Raw genomic sequence first — 19,403 nt, forward strand, 5'->3', positions numbered from 1 at the left:
GCTCCCGGAAGCGGGGCTTCAGACCGTGAAGCTCTCACCGCAGCCGCAGGAACCCTTGGCATTGGGATTCTCGAAGACGAAACCGGCGGTGAAGTCGTCTTCCTTCCAGTCCATGATCGAGCCGATCAGGTAGAGCACCGAGGCACCGTCGATGTAGAAGATGCCGCCGGGCGTCTCGATCTTCTCGTCGAAGGGCTTTTCCTCGCTGACGTAGTCGACCGAATAGGCCAGGCCCGAACAACCGCGGCGCGGGGTGGAAAGACGCACGCCGATCGTGCCTTCCGGCGCCTCGCTCATCAGCCTGGCGATGCGGGCTTCGGCATTGGCGGTGAGGATCACGGCGGCCGGGCGCTGGCGCGCCGGCTTTACGCCAGGATTCGCAGAAGTGGTCGTGGTCATAGCTTCTTGTCCCAGAACAGCGCCGTGCCCGCTTCCGGGTCCAGCGCGTAGTCTCCGTAGCCGAGCGAGGCGTAGAGGCCCTTGGCGGTCGCATTGCCGCTCAGCACTTCGAGAGTGATCTTGCAGGCGCCGCGGGCGCGGGCCTCTTCCTCGACGGCCAGCATCAGCGCGCGTCCCACACCCTTGCCGCGCGCTTCGGGCAGCACGGCCATGTCATGGATGTTCACCAGCGGCCGGGCCGCGAACGTCGAGAAGCCGGTGATGCAGTTGGCAAGGCCCAGCGGCCGGCCTTCGGCTCCCTCGTCACTCTCGAAGGCGAGTAGCGAGAACGCGCCGGGATGGGCGGCAAGGCCGGAGACCAGCCGCGCGCGCACGTCTTCGGAAAGCGGCTTGCCCCCACCCATCGGATCGCGCGCATAACTGTCGAGCAGCGTGACCACGCGCGCGGCATCGGCCGCGTCGGCATAATCGGCCAGCCTGACAGAAACAGGACGCACGGTGACGGTGGGGGCAGGCGAGCTCATCAGAGCATGCCCAGTTCGAGCTTCGCCTCATCCGACATCTTGGCCATGTCCCACGGCGGATCCCAGACGAGATTGACCTCTGCATCGCGCACGCCGGGCACGGCGGCCACGCGCATCTCCACTTCGCCGGGCATCGATTCGGCCACCGGGCAATGCGGGGTGGTCAGCGTCATCGTCACCGCGACCGAGGATTCGGGCGAGACGTCGACGCCGTAGATCAGGCCGAGATCGTAGATGTTCACCGGGATTTCCGGGTCGAAGATTTCCTTCAGCGCATCGATGACGCCGTCGTAGATCGCGCCGCCGGGCTGGCTGGGGTCGATGCCCTGCGGCTTTTCGGCAAGGAAACCGTCCAGATAGTCGCGCCGGCGCTCGGGAGCGCCCTGTTCGCCAGGAACCAGTTGATCGGGCGCATCCTCCACGCGCGCACGCGGCGCGGGGGTCACCGAATCGACTTCCTCGACGGTGAAGCCGGGGCCAGAAGCGGAAGTGTCGTCACTCATCCAAAAATTCTCCGGGTGCGCTCGATACCCTTCATGAGCGCCTCGATGTCGCTGTCGTCACTGTAGAGGCCGAAGCTTGCGCGGGCCGTGGCGGGTACGCCCAGGTGGTCCATCAGCGGCTGTGCGCAGTGATGGCCGGCCCGGATCGCAACGCCCTCTTCGTCCAATATGGTGCCGAGGTCGTGCGGATGCACCCCGTCGAGCGCAAAACTGACGATGCCCACCGAATCGGCCGGGCCGAACAGGGTGACGTCGTTGCGCTTGCCGAGTTCCTCGCGCAGCTTGGCGGCGAGGTGGCGTTCGTGGGCTTCCGCCCGGTCCAGACCGAAGGCGCGGAGCCAGTCGATGGCGGCCGCCAGGCCGATGGCCTCGACGATCATCGGGGTGCCGGCCTCGAAGCGCTGCGGCGCGGGGGCGTAAGTGGTCTTCTCGAAGGTCACGCGGTCGATCATCGACCCGCCGCCCTGCCACGGGGGCATGCCGTCGAGGATGTCCTTGCGCGCCCAGAGCGCGCCGATCCCGGTGGGACCATAGAGCTTGTGGGCCGAAAAGACGTAGAAGTCCGCCTGCATCGCCTTCATGTCGAGTGCGATGCGCGGGGCGGCCTGGCAGCCGTCGACCAGCAGCTTCGCGCCCACGGCATGGGCCAGGCGCGCGGCATGTTCCACGTGAAGCACCGAGCCGAGCACGTTGGAAACATGCGCGAAGGCCACCAGCTTGTGAGCCGGCGTCAGGATGCGTTCGGCGGCTTCGAGATCGATGCTGCCGTCGGCGGTCAGCGGGCAGACGTCGATTTCCACGCCGGTACGGTCGCGCAGAAGCTGCCACGGCACGATGTTGGAGTGGTGTTCGAGCACGGAGACGAGGATGCGGTCCCCCGCCTTGAGGTTCTGCACGCCCCATGTCTGGGCCACCAGGTTGATCGCCTCGGTGGCGCCGCGGGTGAAGACGATCTCGTCCTCCCGGCCGCCGAGAAATTCCGCGACGGTGCGGCGGGCGGCCTCGAAGGCCAGGGTCATCTCGGCCGAGCGGGCATAGACGCCGCGATGCACGGTCGCGTAGTCGCGGCCCAGCGCATTGACCGTGGCGTCGATCACCGCCTGCGGCTTCTGCGCGGTGGCGGCAGTGTCGAGATAGTGCCAGTCGGCGTCGCCATCCGCCGAGGCCAGCCCCGGGAATTCGCCCTTCACGGCCAGCACGTCTCCGGCTTCGCGCACGAGATCGCTCACAGGATCTGCTCCAGCCGGGCGATGGCCGCCGCGCTCAGTTCCGCCTCGCCGGGGGCGCCGGTGAAGGCTTCGGCGATGAAGGCCTGGAGCATCAGCCGCTTCGCTTCGGGCGGGGTAAGGCCGCGGCTCATCAGGTAGAACAGGCCCCCGGCGTCGAGTTCGCCCACCGCGCAGCCATGCGCCGCCTTGACGTCGTCGGCGTAGATTTCCAGCTCCGGCCGGGCATTGGCGGTGGCCGTGCGGTCCAGCAGCATGGCGCGGACCGACTGTTCGGCATCGGTGCCGTCGGCCCCGCGCTCCACGGCGATGCGGCCGAGGTAAGTGCCGACGGAATGGCCGGCCAGCGCCGTCCGCACGATCTGGCTGGACGTGGCGTTCAGCCCGGCGTGCGTGACTTCGGTGACCACTTCCAGCGTCTCGCTGCCGGTGGCAAGCTGCGCCGCGCCCAGAGTGAAGTCCGCGCCTTCGGCCAGCCGCACGTCGACGGCGATGCGGCCATAGACCGGCCCGGCCGAAAGCACGCGAAGATCGAACTTCGCACCTTTGCCCAGCGAGATCACCAGGTGCCGGGCGACGGCTTCTGCGCCGTCCTCGACGATCTGGAGCGAATCCTCGGCGCCGTCCGCCACGACGATGCTCTCGCGCGCGATCGGCCAGACGCCGGCCAGCGCGTCGATGTCGGAATAGCGGAAGTCTTCGTGCTTCCGCGTCGGGAGAGCAGCGACTTCGCTCATGCGGCCGCCTCTTGCACCACGGCTTCGTAGCCTTCTTCCTCAAGCCGCAGCGCGAGGTCCGCGCCGCCGGTCTTGACGATGCGACCGTCGGCCAGGACGTGGACGAAGTCCGGCTTCACGTAGTCCAGCAGGCGCTGGTAGTGGGTGATGAGCAGCACGGCCTTGTCGGGCGCGCGCATGATCGCATTGATGCCTTCGCCGCAGATGCGCAGGGCGTCGATGTCGAGGCCGGAGTCGGTCTCGTCCAGGATGGCCAGGCGCGGGTCGAGGATGCCCATCTGCACCATCTCGGCGCGCTTCTTCTCGCCGCCGGAGAAGCCCACGTTCACCGGGCGCTTCAGCATGTCCATGTCCATGCGCAGCAGGCCCGCCTTTTCGCGTGCCAGCTTCAGGAACTCGCCGCCCGAAAGCACTTCCTCGCCGCGGCTCTTGCGCTGGGCATTGGCGGATTCGCGCAGGAACTGGACGAAGGACACGCCGGGGATCTCGACCGGGTACTGGAAGCCCAGGAACAGGCCGGCGGCGGCGCGCTCGTGCGGTTCCAGTTCAAGCAGGTCCTGCCCCAGGAAGTCCACCGAACCGCCGGTCACTTCATAGCCGGGACGGCCGCCGAGCGTGTAGCCCAGGGTCGACTTGCCCGCGCCGTTCGGGCCCATGATCGCGTGAATCTCGCCTGGATTGATCGTCAGCGAGAGACCCTTGAGGATCGGCCGGTTTACGTTGGCTCCGGCAACATTGGCCTGAAGGTTATCGATCTTGAGCATGGTCATCCTTCGGAGCCCTCATCGAAGCGGCCCTCGTCAAAACGGGGAGTGGCAGTGGTTCCGGCCTTCCGGCGCGCGGAGCGCTTGTCGAAAGGCACGTTGAGTTCGGTGGTGATCTCGCGAACGACGCTGTCCACGCGGTCCAGCACTTCGTCCTCCGAGAAGCGCAGCACGCGGATGCCCACTTCGGTGAGCTTGCGGTCCTGCAATTCGTTGACGTCCGGGTTGGAATCGTCGGCGCTGAGCTGCACGACGATCCAGCGCGAAGGGCAGGCGAAGTCGACGATGGCCGAGCCGACCACCGACTGGCGGATGAACTTCACGCCGCCCAGCTTCGAGCCGGCCAGCTCTGCCCAGAGCGCCTTCTGCGCCTCGCTGGGATTGCGGCGCTGTTCCTTGGCCCGCTCCTTGAGCGTTTCCAGGCGTGCGCCGGTCACATTGAAGCTGGCCTTGGCGTCGGCCTTGGGCGCGGCGTCCTTGCTGATGCCAAGGGTCTTGCGGGCGGCGGTCATGGATTAAGTCCTTGGATGAAAGAAGTACCAGAAAGCCCCTCCTCTTCAGGGGAGGGGTTGGGGTGGGGGGTAGCCCAACGATCCGACGCTTCGTGCAGAGCATTCAGGACCACGGTCAGAACCCCTTCCATATTGCGCATCACCTCGGTGTTGGTGACGTGGATGGTGGCGAACCCCATCCCGGGGAGCGCCGCGTCACGCTTGCGGTCGCATTCGGAATCGTGCGTCTCGCCGTCGACTTCCACGACCAGCGCTTTCTGTGGGCAAAGAAAATCCGCGATGAATGGGCCGATTGGCGCCTGCCGACGGAACTTGAAGCCGTCTAGCTGCGAGCGCGACAGGGCGCGCCATAGGCGCTTTTCCGGTTCGGTCGGCGCATTGCGCATTTCGCGGGCGAATTGTGCGATCTCGGCGTTGCGGGTGACGGATAGCCCCCACCCCCGGCCCCTCCCCTGAAGGAGAGGGGAGTTGATGCGCCTTGCTGTATCGCTAGGCGTCAACATCAACCCACCGAACCTTCCAGGCTGATGCCCAGCAGCTTCTGCGCTTCGACTGCGAACTCCATCGGCAGTTGCTGGAGCACTTCCTTGGCGAAGCCGTTGACGATCAGCGCCACCGCCTGCTCGGTATCGAGCCCGCGCTGCATGGCGTAGAACAGCTGGTCGTCGCTGATCTTGCTGGTGGTCGCCTCATGCTCGATCTGGGCGCTGGGATTGCGCACTTCGATATAGGGCACGGTGTGGGCGCCGCATTCCTTGCCCAGCAGCAGCGAATCGCACTGGGTGAAGTTGCGCACGCCCTCGGCATTGGCGGCCACGCGCACGAGGCCGCGATAGGTGTTGTTGCTCTTGCCGGCCGAGATGCCCTTGGAGATGATCGTCGAGCGGCTGCCCTTGCCGTTGTGGATCATCTTGGTGCCGGTATCGGCCTGCTGGTAATTGTTGGTGACGGCCACCGAGTAGAATTCGCCCACCGAATCCTCGCCATTGAGGACGCAGCTGGGGTACTTCCAGGTGATGGCGGAGCCGGTTTCCACCTGCGTCCACGAGATCTTGGAGCGGGCGCCTTGGCAGAGGCCGCGCTTGGTCACGAAATTGTAGATGCCGCCTTTGCCCTCGGCATTGCCGGGGTACCAGTTCTGCACGGTCGAGTACTTGATCTCGGCATCTTCCAGCGCGACCAGTTCCACCACCGCCGCGTGAAGCTGGTTTTCATCGCGCATCGGCGCGGTGCAGCCTTCGAGGTAGGACACGTAGCTGCCCTTCTCGGCGATGATCAGGGTCCGTTCGAACTGGCCGGTGTTTTCCGCGTTGATGCGGAAATAGGTGCTCAGCTCCATCGGGCAGCGCACGCCTTCGGGGATGTAGACGAAGGTGCCGTCGGAAAAGACCGCGCAGTTCAGCGCCGCGAAGTAGTTGTCCTGCACGGGAACGACGCGGCCGAGCCACTTCTTCACCAGTTCCGGATATTCGCGGATCGCTTCGGAGATCGAGCGGAAGATCACGCCCGCCTGCTCCAGTTCCTTGCGGAAGGTGGTGGCGACGGAAACCGAATCGAACACTGCGTCCACGGCCACCTTGCGCGCGCCTTCGACGCCGGCGAGCACTTTCTGCTCCTCCAGCGGAATGCCCAGCTTCTCGTAGACCTTGAGGATCTCGGGATCGACTTCGTCCAGGCTGGAGAGCGAAGGCTTCTTCTTGGGCGCGGCCCAGTAGTAGGCTTCCTGGTAGTCGATCGGCGGCACGTTCAGCTTGGCCCAGTCCGGCGGAGTCATCTCCAGCCAGCGGGCATAGGCCTTCAGGCGCCAGTCGAGCATCCACTCCGGCTCGTCCTTCTTGGCCGAGATGAAACGGATGGTATCCTCGGACAGGCCCTTGGGGCCATATTCCTGCTCGATGTCGGCAACCCAGCCGTGCTCGTAATCGGCCACGCGGGCCGCAGCCTCGCGCGCGGCCTGATCGCGCACTTCTACGTCGCGGGCCTCGCCATCGCGGCGGTTGTCCCCATGGACTTCGCGCACCTCGATGGTGCCCTCGGGGGAGGTTTCGTCAGTCATTCATACTTCCTCGACGAGCTGGGTCAGGACCACTTGCGCCAATGCGCCGCGCAGTGCCGCATTCACTTGCGGCCAGTGCGGGCGCACGCTGCATCCGCCTTCCAGCGTACATTCGTGCTTGCCCTGTTCGAGGCAGGCGGTGAGCGCGATCGGCCCTTCCACTGCCTCCACGATATCCGCAATCGAAATCGTTTCGGGTGCGCGGGCCAGTTTCAGCCCGCCGCCAACGCCGCGGGTCGATTGCAGCAACCCCGCAGCGGTCAGTTTGCTCACCAGCTTCTGAACGGTGGGAGCAGGAAGGCCGGTGTCTTCGGCAAGCTGGCCTGCCGAGATGCGGCTCATCCGCGAATCCTGGGGGTGATGCGCACAAGTGCCCGAATGCCGAGTCGCGGCGGACATGATGACAACGGCGTAGTCGGCCATGCTGGACAGGCGCATATCTGCGGCTTTCACGTCTCTGCGGTTAAAGTGGATCAAATCTTTCCGATTTGTGCCACCTAGTGCAGGACCCCTCCGGTTTCAATGGAGTTTCGCACAGGATTTGTGCGACAAAAGCGATCGGGGTGTTGCAAATTTCTCGCTTTTGGAGAGAGTTCGCGCCGGCGGATGGGGAAATCCAAAGAAAAAAGGCGGTCCCCGATCAGGATCGGGAACCGCCGTAAGGTAATAAAGAACTCGTGCGCATCCCGCTACGAGCCCTTCGGGTCGCAACTCTCCTGTATGCCGGGCCCTCGGCGATTTATTGTATAATTGCGACATGCGTGCTCTGGCGGTGACGCCGGAAAACCGATTTTGCGAACGTCACGCAGGATAAGAAGCATTTGAGCAACAGCGCCGAGCCGTTTATGCGGCACCCGTGCTTTACTCCCTGATCAGACCCGCCCTGTTCCGTCTCGACGCCGAATCGGCGCATGGCCTTGCGCTCAAGGCGCTGAAAATGGTGGGCAAGACTCGCGCGCCGGCATTCCCCGCCTCGCTCTCCACGCAAGTCGCGGGAATCGCTTTCCCCAACCCCGTTGGCATGGCGGCCGGCTTCGACAAGGACGGCGAAGTGCCTGACGCGCTGCTGGGCCTGGGCTTCGGTTTCGCGGAAGTCGGCTCCATTACGCCGCTGCCGCAGGCGGGCAATCCCAAGCCGCGCCTGTTCCGCCTGGTGGAGGACCGCGCGGTGATCAACCGCATGGGCTTCAACAACCGCGGCGCGCAAGTGGCGCTGGAAGGCCTGACGGCGCGCCGGGATCGTCCCGGCGTCGTCGGCATCAACATCGGCGCCAACAAGGACGCGACCGACCGCATCGCCGACTATGCGACGATGGCCCGACTCATGGCCCCGCTGGCGACGTATCTGGCCGTGAACATCTCCAGCCCGAACACGCCCGGGCTGCGCGCGCTCCAGGACGAATCGGCGCTGACCGGGCTGCTCGATGCCGTGCTGGAAGCCCGCGCCGAGGTCTGCGGCGAAGATGGCCCGCCGGTCTTCCTCAAAGTCGCGCCGGACCTCGAACCGGCCGATATCGACGCGATTGCCCGCATCGCCGTCGACAAGCGCCTGGGCGCGCTGATCGTCTCCAACACCACGATTTCGCGGCCGACCCTGCACTCGTCCCACCGCGGCGAGACGGGGGGGCTTTCGGGCGCGCCGCTGCGCGATCTGGCCCAGCAGCGCCTGCGGGACTTCCGCAAGGCCACGGGCGGCGCCGTGCCGCTGGTCGGCGTGGGCGGCATCGCCACGGCGGAAGACGCCTGGGCCCGCATTCGCGCGGGCGCCAGCCTGGTGCAGGTCTACAGCGCCATGGTCTATGAGGGGCCGGGCATGGCAAGGGCGCTCTGCAAGGGGCTGGAAGCGCTGATGAAGCGCGACGGCTTCGCCACGATCGCGGATGCCGTAGGGTCCGAATAGCGTCAAAAGCCACCTATATGGGTGCAAGTACGGATGCGGCTCTGCTTGTCGCAACCACTCCACGCGCCTAGACGTTGATCGGAACGGACAATTCCGCGTGAATAGAGAGGACGGGGCTCGGCATGGATCTTGGTGACTTCGACAAGTGCACCAACCTGGTATCGCTGTTCCTCAAGCGAGCAGACCGATTGGGCGATTCGCCCATGCTCTGGTCCAAGCAGGACGGCCGATGGCTGTCCACGAGCTGGGCCGAGGTGGCGCGCCGCGTCTCGCTGATGGCTGCCTCGCTCCGGCGCATGGGCTTGCAGGCCGGGGACCGCGTGCTGATCGTGTCGGAAAATCGGCCCGAATGGTGCATCGCGGACCTGGCCGTGATGGCGGCGGGCTGCGTCACCGTGCCGGCCTACACCACCAACACCACGCGCGATCACATTCATATACTGGAGAATTCCGGCGCGCGCGCGGCGATCGTCTCCACGGCCAAGCTGGGCAAGGCGCTGCTTCCGGCTATCGTCCAGACGGACTTGTGCCGCCATGTCATCGGCATGGAAGCACTGCCGCAGATGCAGGGCGGCGCCTACGAGGTCCATGACTGGGCGGGCCTGCTCGAAGGCGACGCCCTTCGCGCGCGCGCCGAAATCGACAGCCGGGTGGCCGACTTCCGCCGCCGCGACCTTGCCTGCATCATCTATACCAGCGGCACCGGCGGTGCGCCGCGCGGCGTTCGCCAGCACCACGGCATGATCCTGACCAACGTCGCCGGCTGCGCGCAGATCATCTTCGACGATTTCGGCTGCGACGAAGGAGAGATATTCCTCTCGTTCCTCCCGCTCAGCCATGCCTACGAACATACCGGCGGGCAGTACCTGCCGATCGCCATGGGCGGGCAGATCTACTATTCCGAGGGCCTCGACAAACTGGCCTCCAATATCGAGGAAGTGCGCCCGACGATCATGGTGGTCGTCCCGCGCCTCTTCGAAGTGCTGCGCACGCGCATCATGAAGCAGATCGAGAAGCAGGGCGCCGTTCCCGCGCGCCTGATGGAAATGGCGCTGGGCATTGCCGGGCGGGAGCAGGCCGGCCGTCGCCGTCTGCTGGACTATCCGCTCGACATGGTGATCGAACGGACGCTGCGGCCCAAGGTGCGCGCCAAGTTCGGCGGCCGCATCAAGGCGCTGGTTTCGGGCGGCGCGCCGCTCAATCCCGAGATCGGCGCCTTCTTCGACGCGATGGGGCTGACGCTGCTGCAGGGCTATGGCCAGACCGAGGCCGGGCCGGTGATCAGCTGCAACCGTCCCGCCGCCGGGATCAAGCACGACACCGTCGGGCCGCCGCTTCGCAATGTCGAGGTGCGGATTGCCGAGGACGGCGAAATCCTCGTGCGCGGCGAGCTGGTGATGCAGGGGTACTGGCAGAACGCTGCCGCCACCGATGCCGTGCTTCGGGACGGCTGGCTCCATACCGGCGACATCGGCCATATCGACAGCCGCGGGCGGATCATGATCACCGACCGCAAAAAAGACATGATCGTCAACGACAAGGGCGACAACGTCTCTCCGCAGAAGGTGGAGTCGATGCTGACGCTGCAGCCCGAGATCGCGCAGGCCATGGTCCACGGCGACCGCCGCCCCTACATCGTCGGCCTGATCGTCCCCGATGCCGACTGGGCGCTGGAATGGGCCAAGGCCAACGGCGAGAAATTCGACTTCAAGGCGCTGCAGGGTCTCCCGGCGTTCCGGGCGGAGATCCGCGCGGCGATAGACCGCGTCAACACCGACCTTTCGGTGATCGAGAAAGTCCGCCAGTTCACGTTCGCGGACGAACCCTTCGGGATCGAGAACGAGGAAATGACCCCCAGCCTCAAGATCCGCCGCCACAAGCTCAAGGAGCGTTATGGCGAGCGGATGGACGCGCTCTACCGCAACTGAGGCCGCAAACCGGGGTAGGGGCCGGGTGGCCCTTTACGCCACCTGCCGCCTGGCAGAAATGATCGTCACGGCACCAGCGTGGTGAAGAGGTAGGTCGAGAAGATCACCAGATGGACCATGCCCTGGACGAGCGTGGTCCGCCCGGTGCTCAGCGTCATCGTCGCCACCAGCAGCGTCAGGCCGAGCAGGGCGATCGACTTGAACGAGAGGCCCAGTTCAAGGTCCAGCCCCATGGCCATGGAGGCGATGGCGACGGCGGGGATCGTCAGGCCGATGGTGGCCAGCGCGGAGCCGATCGCGAGATTGAGGCTGGTCTGCACCCGGTTCGCGCGCGCCGCCGACAGCGCGGCGAGGCTCTCCGGCGCCAGCACCAGCGCAGCAATGATGATGCCGACCATGGCATGCGGCGCGCCCATGGCGGCAACGCCGGCCTCGATCGAGGGCGAGAGCGCCTTGGCCAGCAGGACCACGGGTATCAGCGCCACCGGCAGCATGACGCCCGCGGCGATGGCCTTGACCGCCGGAACCTTCTCATGCGTGCCGTCGCTCTCCTCGGGATAGAGGAAATGGTCCCGGTGACGGATGGTCTGGGCCACCACGAACGTCGCATAGAGGATCAGCGAATCCGCGGCGACGAAGATCAGCTGGTTGGCGTTGTAGAAGGGCCCGGCCTCGCTCGTGGTGTAGTTCGGCATCACCAGCGTCAGCACTGAGAGGGTCGCCAGGATCGCCAACCCGTGATTGACGCCCGATTGCGTATAGCCTTGTTCGTGATGACGCCCCCCGCCCAGCAGCAGGCAGACGCCGACGATGCCGTTGATGGTGATCATCACGGCGGCAAAAACCGTGTCGCGCGCCAGGGTCTGGGTGCCGTTGCCGTCGCTCAGCATGATCGAGACGATCAGCGAGGTTTCGATCACGGTGACGGCGAAGGCCAGGATCAGCGTGCCGAACGGCTCGCCCACGCGGTGCGCGATCACTTCGGCATGGTAGACCGCCGACATGATCGCTCCGCCGAGCACAAGCGCCAGCACGACGGCCATCGGGATGCCCGAAGGCTTGCCCAGCGCGATGGCGGCGATGGCGATCAGGGGGACGGCGATGGCCCAGGGCGAAAGGCCGAAACAGGGGAATGTCGCGGGCTTCGCGGCGGCGGCTGGGGACGTGTCGCTCATGTCCGGCACTATAGGCGAATTCGGCCCGAGGGCCAGTTTCGCCGCAAGATGGCCGCCTAGCGCTGCACGACCGCCAGTGTCGCCCGGTCCAGCGCCTCGCGCAGCTTCCAGGTCCGCGCCTCGAATGTGCCGGGGGTGAGTTCGTTGGTCATGAGAACGGCCACCACGGCGTGCGCGGGGTCCACGAAAAAGTAGGTATTGGCCGAGCCCGACCAGCTTCCGGCGCCGACCGGCAGCCCGCCCCGGGCCTCGGTCCCGGCATCGCCGATGGCCAGTCCCAGGCCGAAACCCGCATCGAGATGCTCTCCGCCACCGGTGCGCAGGCGCGGGGTGAACATGGCGTCGACGGTTTCCGGCCTCAGCAGGCGCCGGCCCCGCCAGGTGCCGCGGTTGGCCAGCATCTCCGCGAAATGGCGATAGTCCTCCAGCGTTCCCGCCAAGGCGCCTCCGCCGTCGCGCAATCGAGTGGGGTCGCGGTATTCCGAGGTTTCCTGGCGGTCCACCGGCCTCAGGCCCTCGGCACTGGCGATATAGCCGGTGACAAGGCGCGGGGCCTGCGCGTCGCTCACCACGAACGTGGTGTCCTTCATCTCCAGAGGGCCGAAGATCTGCGACTGGAGGAAGGCATCGAGACTCTCGCCCGACACGCGCTCGATCACCGCGCCGAGCACCGTAGTTGAAAATCCGTAGCTGAAGCGCTCTCCCGGCTGGTGTAGCAGCGGCGCCTTGCCGAGGCGGGCAATCAGTGCATCCAGCGTGGCGGCAGGCGGAACCTGCGGCTCGGCACTGGCCACCGCCGTGGTGCGGCTGACGCCGTTTTCGCGGTACCAGCGCTGGACCGGAGTATCGCCCATGAACTCGTAGGTCAGGCCCGAGCGGTGGAGCAGCAGGTCCTCGATCGTGACCGGGCGGGCCGCGGCCACGTTTTCGGCCGGGCTGTGGCTATTTCCGTCCCAGACCCGCAGGTCCGCCATTGCCGGGAGGTACTTGCCGATAGGGTCGGTCAGCGCGAGCTTGCCTCTTTCGGCAAGCATCAGGACGCCGGCGGAGGTGATCGGCTTCGACATCGAATAGAGCCGGAAGATCGCGTCACGGGCGATCGGCGTGCCGGTCTCGATGTCGGCATGCCCGATGGCGATTTCCACCAGCGGCGTGCCATGCTGCTCGATCAGCACCAGCGCCTGCGGCAATTCTCCCGCCGCGACCATGGCGCCGAGTTCGCCTTTCAGCCTTTCCGCCGGAGAATCGGCCAGCATCGGCGCTGTGCAGCTCAGCGCTGATGCTGCGAGCAGCAGGCGCAGGCCGGCGCGAAGGGTCAGAATGGCCGGTCGCCGGCCACGGTCACGCGGAAGCCGGAGCGGACTTCGGGGAAGTAGTCCCACACCGCGAAGTGCTGCGTGCAGCGGTTGTCCCAGAAGGCCACCGAGTTCTTCCGCCAGCGGAAGCGGACGTGGAAATTGGCGTCCTTGACGTGCTCGAACAGGAAATCGAGCACGGCCTTGCTCTCGGTGCCTGACAGTTCGTTGATCTTCGTCGTGTAGGAGGAGTTCACGAAGAGCAGCTTGCGGCCCGTCACCGGATGGGTGCGGATCACCGGGTGCGAATTGCAGGGGTAGGTCTTGGTCGAATCCGGGAAGATCGCCTTGTAGACGGGATTGGCGTCGTGAACGGCGGTCAGCGGATCGAGGAAGGCCTTCATCGCCGGGGACAGCGCGTCGTAAGCGGCGTACATGCTGGCGAACAGGGTGTCGCCGCCGTCCTCGGGCAGGGTGTGGATATGGAGGATCGAGCCCATCGGCGGCTCGGCGTCGGCCGAAAGGTCCGAATGCCAGTTCTCGCCCGCGACGAACTTCGAATTCTCGTCGGCATGGATGGCCACGACTTCGGGATGGTCGGGAAGCCCGGCGACGCCGGAATGGATCGCCAGTTGGCCGAAGGCGCGGCCGAGAGCCTTGTGGGCTTCGTGATCGATGTCCTGATCGCGGAAGAACACCACCTGGTGCTTCATCAGCGCCTCGTGAATCTCGGTGAAAGCCTGGTTGCCGAGCGGCTGGCGCAAATCGATCCCGAAGATCTCCGCGCCGATGCGCTTGGTCATGGGGCGGACGTCGATCAGTTCATAACCCATTGTCGGGCTCCGGTTTTCTTCGTGGGCACGCACCGGATGCGGAGTGAGGGCTCTCGCATCCGGTGCGTTCGTTGTTATTGGGCCGTTCCTATTCAGGATCTCGGACGCTGCCCTTCTCGGGGAAGATGCGGCGTTCGATGCGGCAGTGGATGCCCTGGGTGCCGTCCACGACCTGAGTCACCCCGAAGTCGGCGGCGACGCTCATCAGCGAATAGCCGTCGTTGCGGGAAAGGCCCTGATGCTCGGTGAGGAGGTGGAGCATGTCGATCGAGGCCGACTTCATCGCCTTGTCGAGATTCTCGCCGAAGCCGTGGACGATCCAGCAATCGGGCGTCTCCAGCAGCGGCGAGGGGAACGAGAAGTCCTTGCGCAGCACGATCTGGAACAGCACGTCGAGCGAGGCTTCGATGGCCGTGCCGCTGATCTCGCCGTCGCCCTGGCTGATATGGGGGTCGCCGATCGAGAACAGGCCGCCCTTGACCTGCACCGGGTAGTACATCGTCGCGCCCGCGCCGATGCGCCAGTTGTCGATATTGCCGCCGTGGAGGCCGGGGGGAATCGTGCTGACTGCCTCGTTGACGGCCGGCGCGACACCCGCCGTGCCCAGGTGCGGGCGGGCCGGGATGGTGATGCCGGGCAGCGCGGTCGAACGATCGCATTCCGGGCAATGGGTGATGCGGCCGGGGACCACGTATTTCTCGTCCACGTCATAGGCGTAGAGCGCGCTGGCGGTATTGGCGTTGGGGTCGATCTTGTAGATCGTGACGCGCTCGGTCTCGCCGAATTCCTGGTAGAGATGGCCCCAGTTGGCCGCGAGGTTCGAGCCGTAGTTGAAGCGCGGCCGCATCGCCATGTAGCGCACTTCCAGCATGTCGCCGGGCTCCGCGCCCTCGACGAAGATCGGGCCGGTCATGATGTGGCAGCCCGGCGCGCGGGTGGCGGGGTCGATTTCGGTGAAGATGCGGCGGATGTCGTCGTCGAACATTAGTTCCGGATCGTCGCCGGCATGGTGCGTGACGGCCTGCGCCTGGATCAGGTCGCCGCTTTTCACATAGAGCGCCGGTTTGATCTCGGGCGAGAAGTAGCCCCAGTGCACCGTTTCCGGCGTGGCCCGAAGATGGTGCAGGGCCGACGGCTGGAGCGCGGTCTCCCTGGCGGGCTCGGGCTTAAGGCTGATCAGTGCCATCGGAACTCCTGTTGGGAAGGAAAGATGTCAGGGCGCGTGCGGCTTTACGCGGCGCCGATCCGCACGCTCGTCATGCTGAGCGACTTGTGCTGGATGAAATCGGGCTCGAACGTCGCCGCTTCGTCCTCATGGCGGGCGCCCAGGACGTAGAGCAGCGGCAGGAAATGGTCGGAACTGGGCACTGAGAGCCGGGCGGCATCGCCCAGCGCCGCGTAGTCGATCACGGTCTGCGGATCGTCCGAGGCGATGGCCTTGCACATCGCGGCGTTGAACTGCTCGGCCCAGGGGTAGGGGGCGGCGGCGGGGTTGGCCCAGTCCATGGCGGGCAGGTTGTGGACGATATTGCCGGTGCCCATGATCAGTACGCCCTCGTCGCGCAGCGGGCGCAGCATGCGGCCGACCAGCCAGTGCTCGGCCGCGCTCTTGCCAAGGTCCATGCCGAGCTGGATCACCGGCACGTCCGCCTCGGGATAGGCATGGACGAGCACCGACCAGGTGCCGTGGTCCAGGCCCCAGTTGGCATCCAGGTTCACCGGCATGGGGCTGAGCAGTTCGCGCACGCGTGCCGCCAGCTCCGGGTCGCCGGGGGCGGGGTACTGCACGTCGAACAGGGCCTGCGGGAAGGCGCCGAAGTCATGGATCGTGCGCGGCTGGGCCATGGCGGTGACGGCGGTGCCGCGCGTCTGCCAATGGGCCGAGATGCACAGGATCGCGCGCGGTTTGCCGATGCTGCTCGCGATCTGGTTCCAGGTGCGGGTGACGGGGCTCTTTTCCAGCGCCACCATCGGGCTGCCATGTCCGAAGAAAACGATGGGAAGGCGGCTCATTGTGCGTCTGGCTCCCGGTACTGGGTTGGGGTTGGTGTCTATGCTCGCAGGCTATGGAGAAGGGGGCCGGGCGGTCTTGCGGCGGCGCGCACAAGAACTTGTCGCGCCGCCGGGGAAGCCCGTTTCCTATTCGCGCGTGTAGTCCCCGGGGATCTGCGGATTCTCGCCCGCCTTGCCCCAGAGCAGGATTTCGTTGCCCCAGGGGTCCGCGAAGGCGTGGTTGTAGCCGTTGAACTCTTTCCAGTAGTGATTGCGCCAGAGCACCTTGCCGCCCAGCTTCTCGGCGGTTTCAAGGATGCGCTCGGGGCTGTCGTCGTCGCCGATGAGGACCCAGATGCGCGCCTTGCGGCCCTCGGTGGACAGTGTGCGCGGCTCCACGCCTTCGGGATTCGGATGCGGGCGGGCATTGTTCGCATCGAACACGCCGAGGTGGAGATTGCCGATCTGGCTGTCGCTGCCGTCCTTGTTCTGGAAGAAGCCGCCGGGGACCATGCGGTGATAGATGCCGTGGGGGCGCGCGTCGTTCTCCCAGCCGAAGACTTCGGCGTAGAACTCTCCGGCCCTGGCCGGATCGTCAGTGGCGAAATCGACGAAGATGAGGGTGTTGGTCATAGCGGCTCCTTGTGTTTGAAAATCCGCCGAAGGTGGATTTTGGGCGGCACCGGCCCGCGTGGGCCGGTGCCGCCGCTGGCTCGCAAGGGGTAACGGGTGTCTGGACCGGCGCTCGCCACGACGCGCACGAATCGTTGATTCCTCGCGCCGCTCAAGAAAAGGCGGCGCCCGGTACGAGACCGGACGCCGCAGACCGTCGGGAATGGGTGACGGTAAAACTCTGTGTATCAGGCGCGCAGGCGGGTGATCGGCGCGGGCAGGGGGTTCTGCGGCCCGCGGCGACGGTCCCATTCGCGGCGGTAGCGTTCGACCAGCCAGACGTTGAGCAGCCGCTGGGCGCCCTCCTGCCAGGAATAGCGGCCGCGCGGCGCGAACTTGGAGCGCAGGCCCTGCTGGACCAGTTCGTCGACATGGAAGTCCTGGCTGACGATCTCTTCGACGGCCGTGTCGTTCATCTTCATCTTCAGTTCGAACAGCGGATCGTCCATCGCCTCGGGCACCATCAGCGTGCCGATGGTCAGCGCGTGCGACTGGGCCGAGCGCGGGTCCATGATGAGGTAGAGCACGGTATCGTTGAGCACGACCAGCGAGAGGCTGGGCGGCAGGTTCACGAACAGGAGGCGGTTCTGCTCTTCTTCGGTGAGTTTCGGAAACACCGGGAAGATCGCCTTCTGCGTGGCATTGAAGGCAGCGTTCTTGTGAAGCGTGCCGTTGAGCCGGTAATAGCCCGCCGAATTCTCGGGCACCTCGGGAAACGAGGCCAGCCCGCTCGGGATGAAGTCGTGCAGCGGCCCCGCGTGCAGGCGGCTGGCGTGGTAGCCGTCGTTGTTGTTCTCCAGCATGACCTTCCAGTTCCACGGAAACACGGTGGCCTCCTCGGGACGGGGACCGCGCAAGCTGGCGAAATCGTAGTTGGCGACGACGGCCTCCAGGCCGGCCAGGCGGGGGGTGAGCGGCTCCGCCGCCGGATCGAGGTTGATGAACACGAAGCCATGCCAGATCTCGTGGCGGATCTCGGGCAGGCTCGCCGCTTTCCGGTCGAAATTGCAGGTCCGGTTCATCGCCGGGGCGCCCACCAGCGTGCCGTCCAGGTCATAGGTCCAGTGGTGATAGGGGCACACGAAGGCACGGGCATTGCCGTGCCCTTCCGCCACCAGCATGGCGCGGTGCTGGCAGACCGCGGAGAGCGCTTTCACGCTGCCGTCGCGGGTCTTGGTGACGATGATCGGTTCTTCGGCGCGCGTCACCGTGAAGAAGTCGCCAGGCTGCTCCAGCCATTCGGCGCGGCCGACGCAGAGCCATTCGTGCTCGAACAGCGCGGCCTTTTCGAAGTGGTGGAATTCCTCGTCGGTATAGCAGGCCGGAGGCAGCGTGTCGGCCTCGAGCGTGTTCTTGATGGAGCTGCCGAGGCTGTCGAAGAACGGGTCGTTGAGTAGAGTCATTCCTGCCTGATCCCCATGTCGGTGAGACCGGGGAGAACGCCCTGCGTCCTCCCGCTACCCGGCCAGACTAGCGGGCCTGCGCGGTCCATGCTTTGCACTGGGCGCAGGGACTTTTGGCAGGCGCCTATTCGGCCGGAAGCAGCGCGCCGTCGGCGATGTCGGGCTCGGCAGCGGCGGGCAGGCGCACCGGTGCGCGCAGGAACAGCACGGCGACGATCGTGGCGGCCGCCAGCAGCAGGGCGAAGATCAGGATGGCAAGGCCGTAGCCACCCGTCACGTCGGCGATGCGTCCGGCGCCGATCGGGCCGAGCACGGCGAATGTCGTGGCGGTGGTGGCCATGGCCGTCATGTCCCCCGCGATGCCGGCGCCGAAATAGCGCAGCAGCAGGATATGGGCGGAAAGCCAGGCCATGCCCCAGCCCAGCCCGAACAGTGCGGCGGCGGCAGTGGCCACCAGTACCAGCGAGGCGGACCAGAGCAGCGCCATGGCCAGGGCCTGAAGCGCGAGCCCGGCAATGAGGATGCGGCGCGGATCGACGCGTTCGCACAAGGCGCCGGTCACGCCCTTGGCGCCGGTTCCGGCGAAGGCGAGCAGACTCATGGCGATCGCGCCGGGCGCCGCGCCCTCGCCGAGGTTGGCGACATGGGCCACCAGGATCGAGTGGGCCGAAGTGACGGCGGTCTGCACCACCGTCATGATCAGCGCCAGGATCAGGAAGCTGCGGCTCGTCAGGGCCTGGCGCACGGTCCAGGCGCTCCGCTCGGTGGGGGCGTCCTGTTCGTGGCCCGCGCCCTTCACTTGTTCCACGCTCTCCACTTTCACGGCGTCGCGGATGCAGACCAGGCAGATCAGGCCGAGCGCCAGCGCGCTCACGGCCATGACCAGCCAGTGGAGGCGCCAGTCCCCGGTCATGCCGACGATGGCGCCCACGATCAGCGGCCCGGCGATTCCGCCGGCCGCGCCGCTCATGAAATAGAAGCCGATCATCCGCGCCGAGGTGCGGGGGAACCATGTCGCCAGCAGATAGACGGCGGGGGAGGGGGCGATCAGCGAGAAGCCCACGCCCATCAGCGTGGTGGCCACGAAGAAGAGGGTGAGATGCTCGATCTGGGAGGCGATGAAGAACCCGGCCGCCAGCACCAGGCAGCCCGCGAACATCGTCAGCCGCGTGCCGATGGATTTCATCAGCAATGGCGGCAGAGGGCTCGCGAGGCCGCAGGCGAGGCCCAGCAGCGAGAAGCTGAGGCCGGCGGCCGCCTTCGACCAGCCGAGCTGCGCGACCATCGTGTAGAGGACGTAGCCCAGCGAGGTGAACGTCGTCGCCGTCACGAAGAAGAACCCCAGAGAGGCGGCGAAAAGGACGAGGGCACTGCGCGGCATTGCTACTCCTGCGGGCTTCGTCCGGACGGAATCGCGGACTGACACGCGGTGCAGGCTCTCATGCTGCGGCTGCACACTCTTGATGACGGGCGCCTAGATAGTT

General features: G+C 66.1%; 20 protein-coding genes. 2 read left to right on the forward strand and 18 right to left on the reverse strand.

The annotated features are described in order from the left end of the window. Positions 1-18 precede the first annotated feature (18 nt). The 10 genes from EDF57_RS15295 to EDF57_RS15340 all read right to left on the reverse strand — a co-directional run bounded on the left by EDF57_RS15295 (position 19) and on the right by EDF57_RS15340 (position 7,159). A complete protein-coding gene (locus tag EDF57_RS15295) occupies positions 19-399 on the reverse strand; it encodes an iron-sulfur cluster assembly accessory protein (RefSeq protein ID WP_134094864.1) in 381 nt (126 codons plus the stop codon). Then, positions 396-923 carry a GNAT family N-acetyltransferase gene (locus EDF57_RS15300; protein ID WP_134094865.1) on the reverse strand — a complete coding sequence of 176 codons (528 nt, stop codon included), beginning with the start codon at positions 921-923 and terminating at the stop codon, positions 396-398. Before EDF57_RS15300 ends, EDF57_RS15295 begins: the two co-directional genes overlap by 4 nt. Beyond that, positions 923-1,426 carry an SUF system Fe-S cluster assembly protein gene (locus tag EDF57_RS15305; protein WP_134094866.1) on the reverse strand — a complete coding sequence of 168 codons (504 nt, stop codon included), beginning with the start codon at positions 1,424-1,426 and terminating at the stop codon, positions 923-925. The genes EDF57_RS15300 and EDF57_RS15305 overlap by 1 nt, the downstream gene beginning before the upstream one ends. Beyond that, on the reverse strand, positions 1,423-2,655 hold the full coding sequence (locus tag EDF57_RS15310; RefSeq protein WP_243841078.1) for a cysteine desulfurase: 1,233 nt from the start codon (positions 2,653-2,655) through the stop codon (positions 1,423-1,425). Before EDF57_RS15310 ends, EDF57_RS15305 begins: the two co-directional genes overlap by 4 nt. Continuing rightward, positions 2,652-3,389 (reverse strand): SufD family Fe-S cluster assembly protein, encoded by a 738-nt coding sequence (locus EDF57_RS15315; RefSeq protein ID WP_132269964.1) that lies wholly within the window; start codon positions 3,387-3,389, stop codon positions 2,652-2,654. The genes EDF57_RS15310 and EDF57_RS15315 overlap by 4 nt, the downstream gene beginning before the upstream one ends. After that, the gene (gene sufC / locus EDF57_RS15320; RefSeq protein ID WP_132269965.1) at positions 3,386-4,153 is read right to left on the reverse strand and encodes a Fe-S cluster assembly ATPase SufC; all 768 of its coding nucleotides are present in this window, start codon (positions 4,151-4,153) and stop codon (positions 3,386-3,388) included. The genes EDF57_RS15315 and sufC overlap by 4 nt, the downstream gene beginning before the upstream one ends. Before the next feature lie 2 nt (positions 4,154-4,155). Continuing rightward, on the reverse strand, positions 4,156-4,665 hold the full coding sequence (locus EDF57_RS15325; RefSeq protein ID WP_134094867.1) for a DUF559 domain-containing protein: 510 nt from the start codon (positions 4,663-4,665) through the stop codon (positions 4,156-4,158). After that, a complete protein-coding gene (locus EDF57_RS15330; RefSeq protein ID WP_279587444.1) occupies positions 4,662-5,072 on the reverse strand; it encodes an endonuclease domain-containing protein in 411 nt (136 codons plus the stop codon). Before EDF57_RS15330 ends, EDF57_RS15325 begins: the two co-directional genes overlap by 4 nt. Positions 5,073-5,167: 95 nt before the next feature. Next, positions 5,168-6,721, reverse strand: coding sequence for a Fe-S cluster assembly protein SufB (gene sufB, locus EDF57_RS15335; RefSeq protein ID WP_243841080.1), 1,554 nt, complete (start codon positions 6,719-6,721; stop codon positions 5,168-5,170). Beyond that, positions 6,722-7,159: an Rrf2 family transcriptional regulator gene (locus EDF57_RS15340; protein WP_132269998.1), complete on the reverse strand. Its 438-nt coding sequence runs from the start codon at positions 7,157-7,159 to the stop codon at positions 6,722-6,724. 418 nt (positions 7,160-7,577) lie between these two features. On the opposite strand from EDF57_RS15340, the gene EDF57_RS15345 reads away from it, so the two are divergent. Both EDF57_RS15345 and EDF57_RS15350 read left to right on the forward strand, forming a co-directional pair. Next, positions 7,578-8,621, forward strand: a complete 1,044-nt coding sequence (locus tag EDF57_RS15345; protein ID WP_134094869.1) for a quinone-dependent dihydroorotate dehydrogenase — start codon at positions 7,578-7,580, stop codon at positions 8,619-8,621. A 122-nt stretch (positions 8,622-8,743) separates the two neighbouring features. Then, positions 8,744-10,549: an AMP-dependent synthetase/ligase gene (locus EDF57_RS15350; RefSeq protein ID WP_132269970.1), complete on the forward strand. Its 1,806-nt coding sequence runs from the start codon at positions 8,744-8,746 to the stop codon at positions 10,547-10,549. Between the two features lie 65 nt (positions 10,550-10,614). On the opposite strand, the gene EDF57_RS15355 is transcribed toward EDF57_RS15350, so the two are convergent. The 8 genes from EDF57_RS15355 to EDF57_RS15390 form a co-directional block, all read right to left on the reverse strand. Further along, positions 10,615-11,724, reverse strand: coding sequence for an ionic transporter y4hA (locus EDF57_RS15355; RefSeq protein ID WP_132269972.1), 1,110 nt, complete (start codon positions 11,722-11,724; stop codon positions 10,615-10,617). Positions 11,725-11,780: 56 nt separating this feature from the next. After that, positions 11,781-12,980, reverse strand: a complete 1,200-nt coding sequence (locus EDF57_RS15360; protein ID WP_134094870.1) for a serine hydrolase domain-containing protein — start codon at positions 12,978-12,980, stop codon at positions 11,781-11,783. A gap of 59 nt (positions 12,981-13,039) precedes the next feature. After that, the gene (locus EDF57_RS15365; RefSeq protein ID WP_134094871.1) at positions 13,040-13,852 is read right to left on the reverse strand and encodes a TauD/TfdA family dioxygenase; all 813 of its coding nucleotides are present in this window, start codon (positions 13,850-13,852) and stop codon (positions 13,040-13,042) included. Positions 13,853-13,940: 88 nt separating this feature from the next. Continuing rightward, positions 13,941-15,038 (reverse strand): acetamidase/formamidase family protein, encoded by a 1,098-nt coding sequence (locus EDF57_RS15370; RefSeq protein WP_134094872.1) that lies wholly within the window; start codon positions 15,036-15,038, stop codon positions 13,941-13,943. A 44-nt stretch (positions 15,039-15,082) separates the two neighbouring features. Continuing rightward, positions 15,083-15,865: a 4,5-DOPA dioxygenase extradiol gene (gene ygiD / locus EDF57_RS15375; protein ID WP_134094873.1), complete on the reverse strand. Its 783-nt coding sequence runs from the start codon at positions 15,863-15,865 to the stop codon at positions 15,083-15,085. Between the two features lie 126 nt (positions 15,866-15,991). Continuing rightward, positions 15,992-16,477, reverse strand: a complete 486-nt coding sequence (locus tag EDF57_RS15380; protein WP_132269979.1) for a VOC family protein — start codon at positions 16,475-16,477, stop codon at positions 15,992-15,994. 227 nt (positions 16,478-16,704) lie between these two features. Then, positions 16,705-17,919, reverse strand: coding sequence for an aromatic ring-hydroxylating dioxygenase subunit alpha (locus EDF57_RS15385; protein WP_132269981.1), 1,215 nt, complete (start codon positions 17,917-17,919; stop codon positions 16,705-16,707). Between the two features lie 124 nt (positions 17,920-18,043). Further along, positions 18,044-19,300 (reverse strand): MFS transporter, encoded by a 1,257-nt coding sequence (locus EDF57_RS15390; protein WP_134094874.1) that lies wholly within the window; start codon positions 19,298-19,300, stop codon positions 18,044-18,046. Between the last annotated feature and the right edge of the window lie 103 nt (positions 19,301-19,403).

It is taken from the genome of Novosphingobium sp. PhB55 (assembly GCF_004368805.1).
Lineage (GTDB): Bacteria > Pseudomonadota > Alphaproteobacteria > Sphingomonadales > Sphingomonadaceae > Novosphingobium.

What these genes read in the sequence shown, in the direction of transcription:
- EDF57_RS15360 (WP_134094870.1), bottom strand. Translation starts at nt 12,980, where the DNA reads ATGCTGGCCGATTCTCCGGCGGAAAGGCTGAAAGGCGAACTCGGCGCC.
- EDF57_RS15340 (WP_132269998.1), bottom strand. Translation starts at nt 7,159, where the DNA reads ATGCGCCTGTCCAGCATGGCCGACTACGCCGTTGTCATCATGTCCGCC.
- sufB (WP_243841080.1), bottom strand. Translation starts at nt 6,721, where the DNA reads ATGACTGACGAAACCTCCCCCGAGGGCACCATCGAGGTGCGCGAAGTC.
- sufC (WP_132269965.1), bottom strand. Translation starts at nt 4,153, where the DNA reads ATGCTCAAGATCGATAACCTTCAGGCCAATGTTGCCGGAGCCAACGTA.
- EDF57_RS15385 (WP_132269981.1), bottom strand. Translation starts at nt 17,919, where the DNA reads ATGACTCTACTCAACGACCCGTTCTTCGACAGCCTCGGCAGCTCCATC.
- EDF57_RS15305 (WP_134094866.1), bottom strand. Translation starts at nt 1,426, where the DNA reads ATGAGTGACGACACTTCCGCTTCTGGCCCCGGCTTCACCGTCGAGGAA.
- EDF57_RS15325 (WP_134094867.1), bottom strand. Translation starts at nt 4,665, where the DNA reads ATGACCGCCGCCCGCAAGACCCTTGGCATCAGCAAGGACGCCGCGCCC.
- EDF57_RS15355 (WP_132269972.1), bottom strand. Translation starts at nt 11,724, where the DNA reads ATGAGCGACACGTCCCCAGCCGCCGCCGCGAAGCCCGCGACATTCCCC.
- EDF57_RS15380 (WP_132269979.1), bottom strand. Translation starts at nt 16,477, where the DNA reads ATGACCAACACCCTCATCTTCGTCGATTTCGCCACTGACGATCCGGCC.
- EDF57_RS15370 (WP_134094872.1), bottom strand. Translation starts at nt 15,038, where the DNA reads ATGGCACTGATCAGCCTTAAGCCCGAGCCCGCCAGGGAGACCGCGCTC.
- EDF57_RS15300 (WP_134094865.1), bottom strand. Translation starts at nt 923, where the DNA reads ATGAGCTCGCCTGCCCCCACCGTCACCGTGCGTCCTGTTTCTGTCAGG.
- EDF57_RS15365 (WP_134094871.1), bottom strand. Translation starts at nt 13,852, where the DNA reads ATGGGTTATGAACTGATCGACGTCCGCCCCATGACCAAGCGCATCGGC.
- EDF57_RS15295 (WP_134094864.1), bottom strand. Translation starts at nt 399, where the DNA reads ATGACCACGACCACTTCTGCGAATCCTGGCGTAAAGCCGGCGCGCCAG.
- EDF57_RS15390 (WP_134094874.1), bottom strand. Translation starts at nt 19,300, where the DNA reads ATGCCGCGCAGTGCCCTCGTCCTTTTCGCCGCCTCTCTGGGGTTCTTC.
- EDF57_RS15350 (WP_132269970.1), top strand. Translation starts at nt 8,744, where the DNA reads ATGGATCTTGGTGACTTCGACAAGTGCACCAACCTGGTATCGCTGTTC.
- ygiD (WP_134094873.1), bottom strand. Translation starts at nt 15,865, where the DNA reads ATGAGCCGCCTTCCCATCGTTTTCTTCGGACATGGCAGCCCGATGGTG.
- EDF57_RS15315 (WP_132269964.1), bottom strand. Translation starts at nt 3,389, where the DNA reads ATGAGCGAAGTCGCTGCTCTCCCGACGCGGAAGCACGAAGACTTCCGC.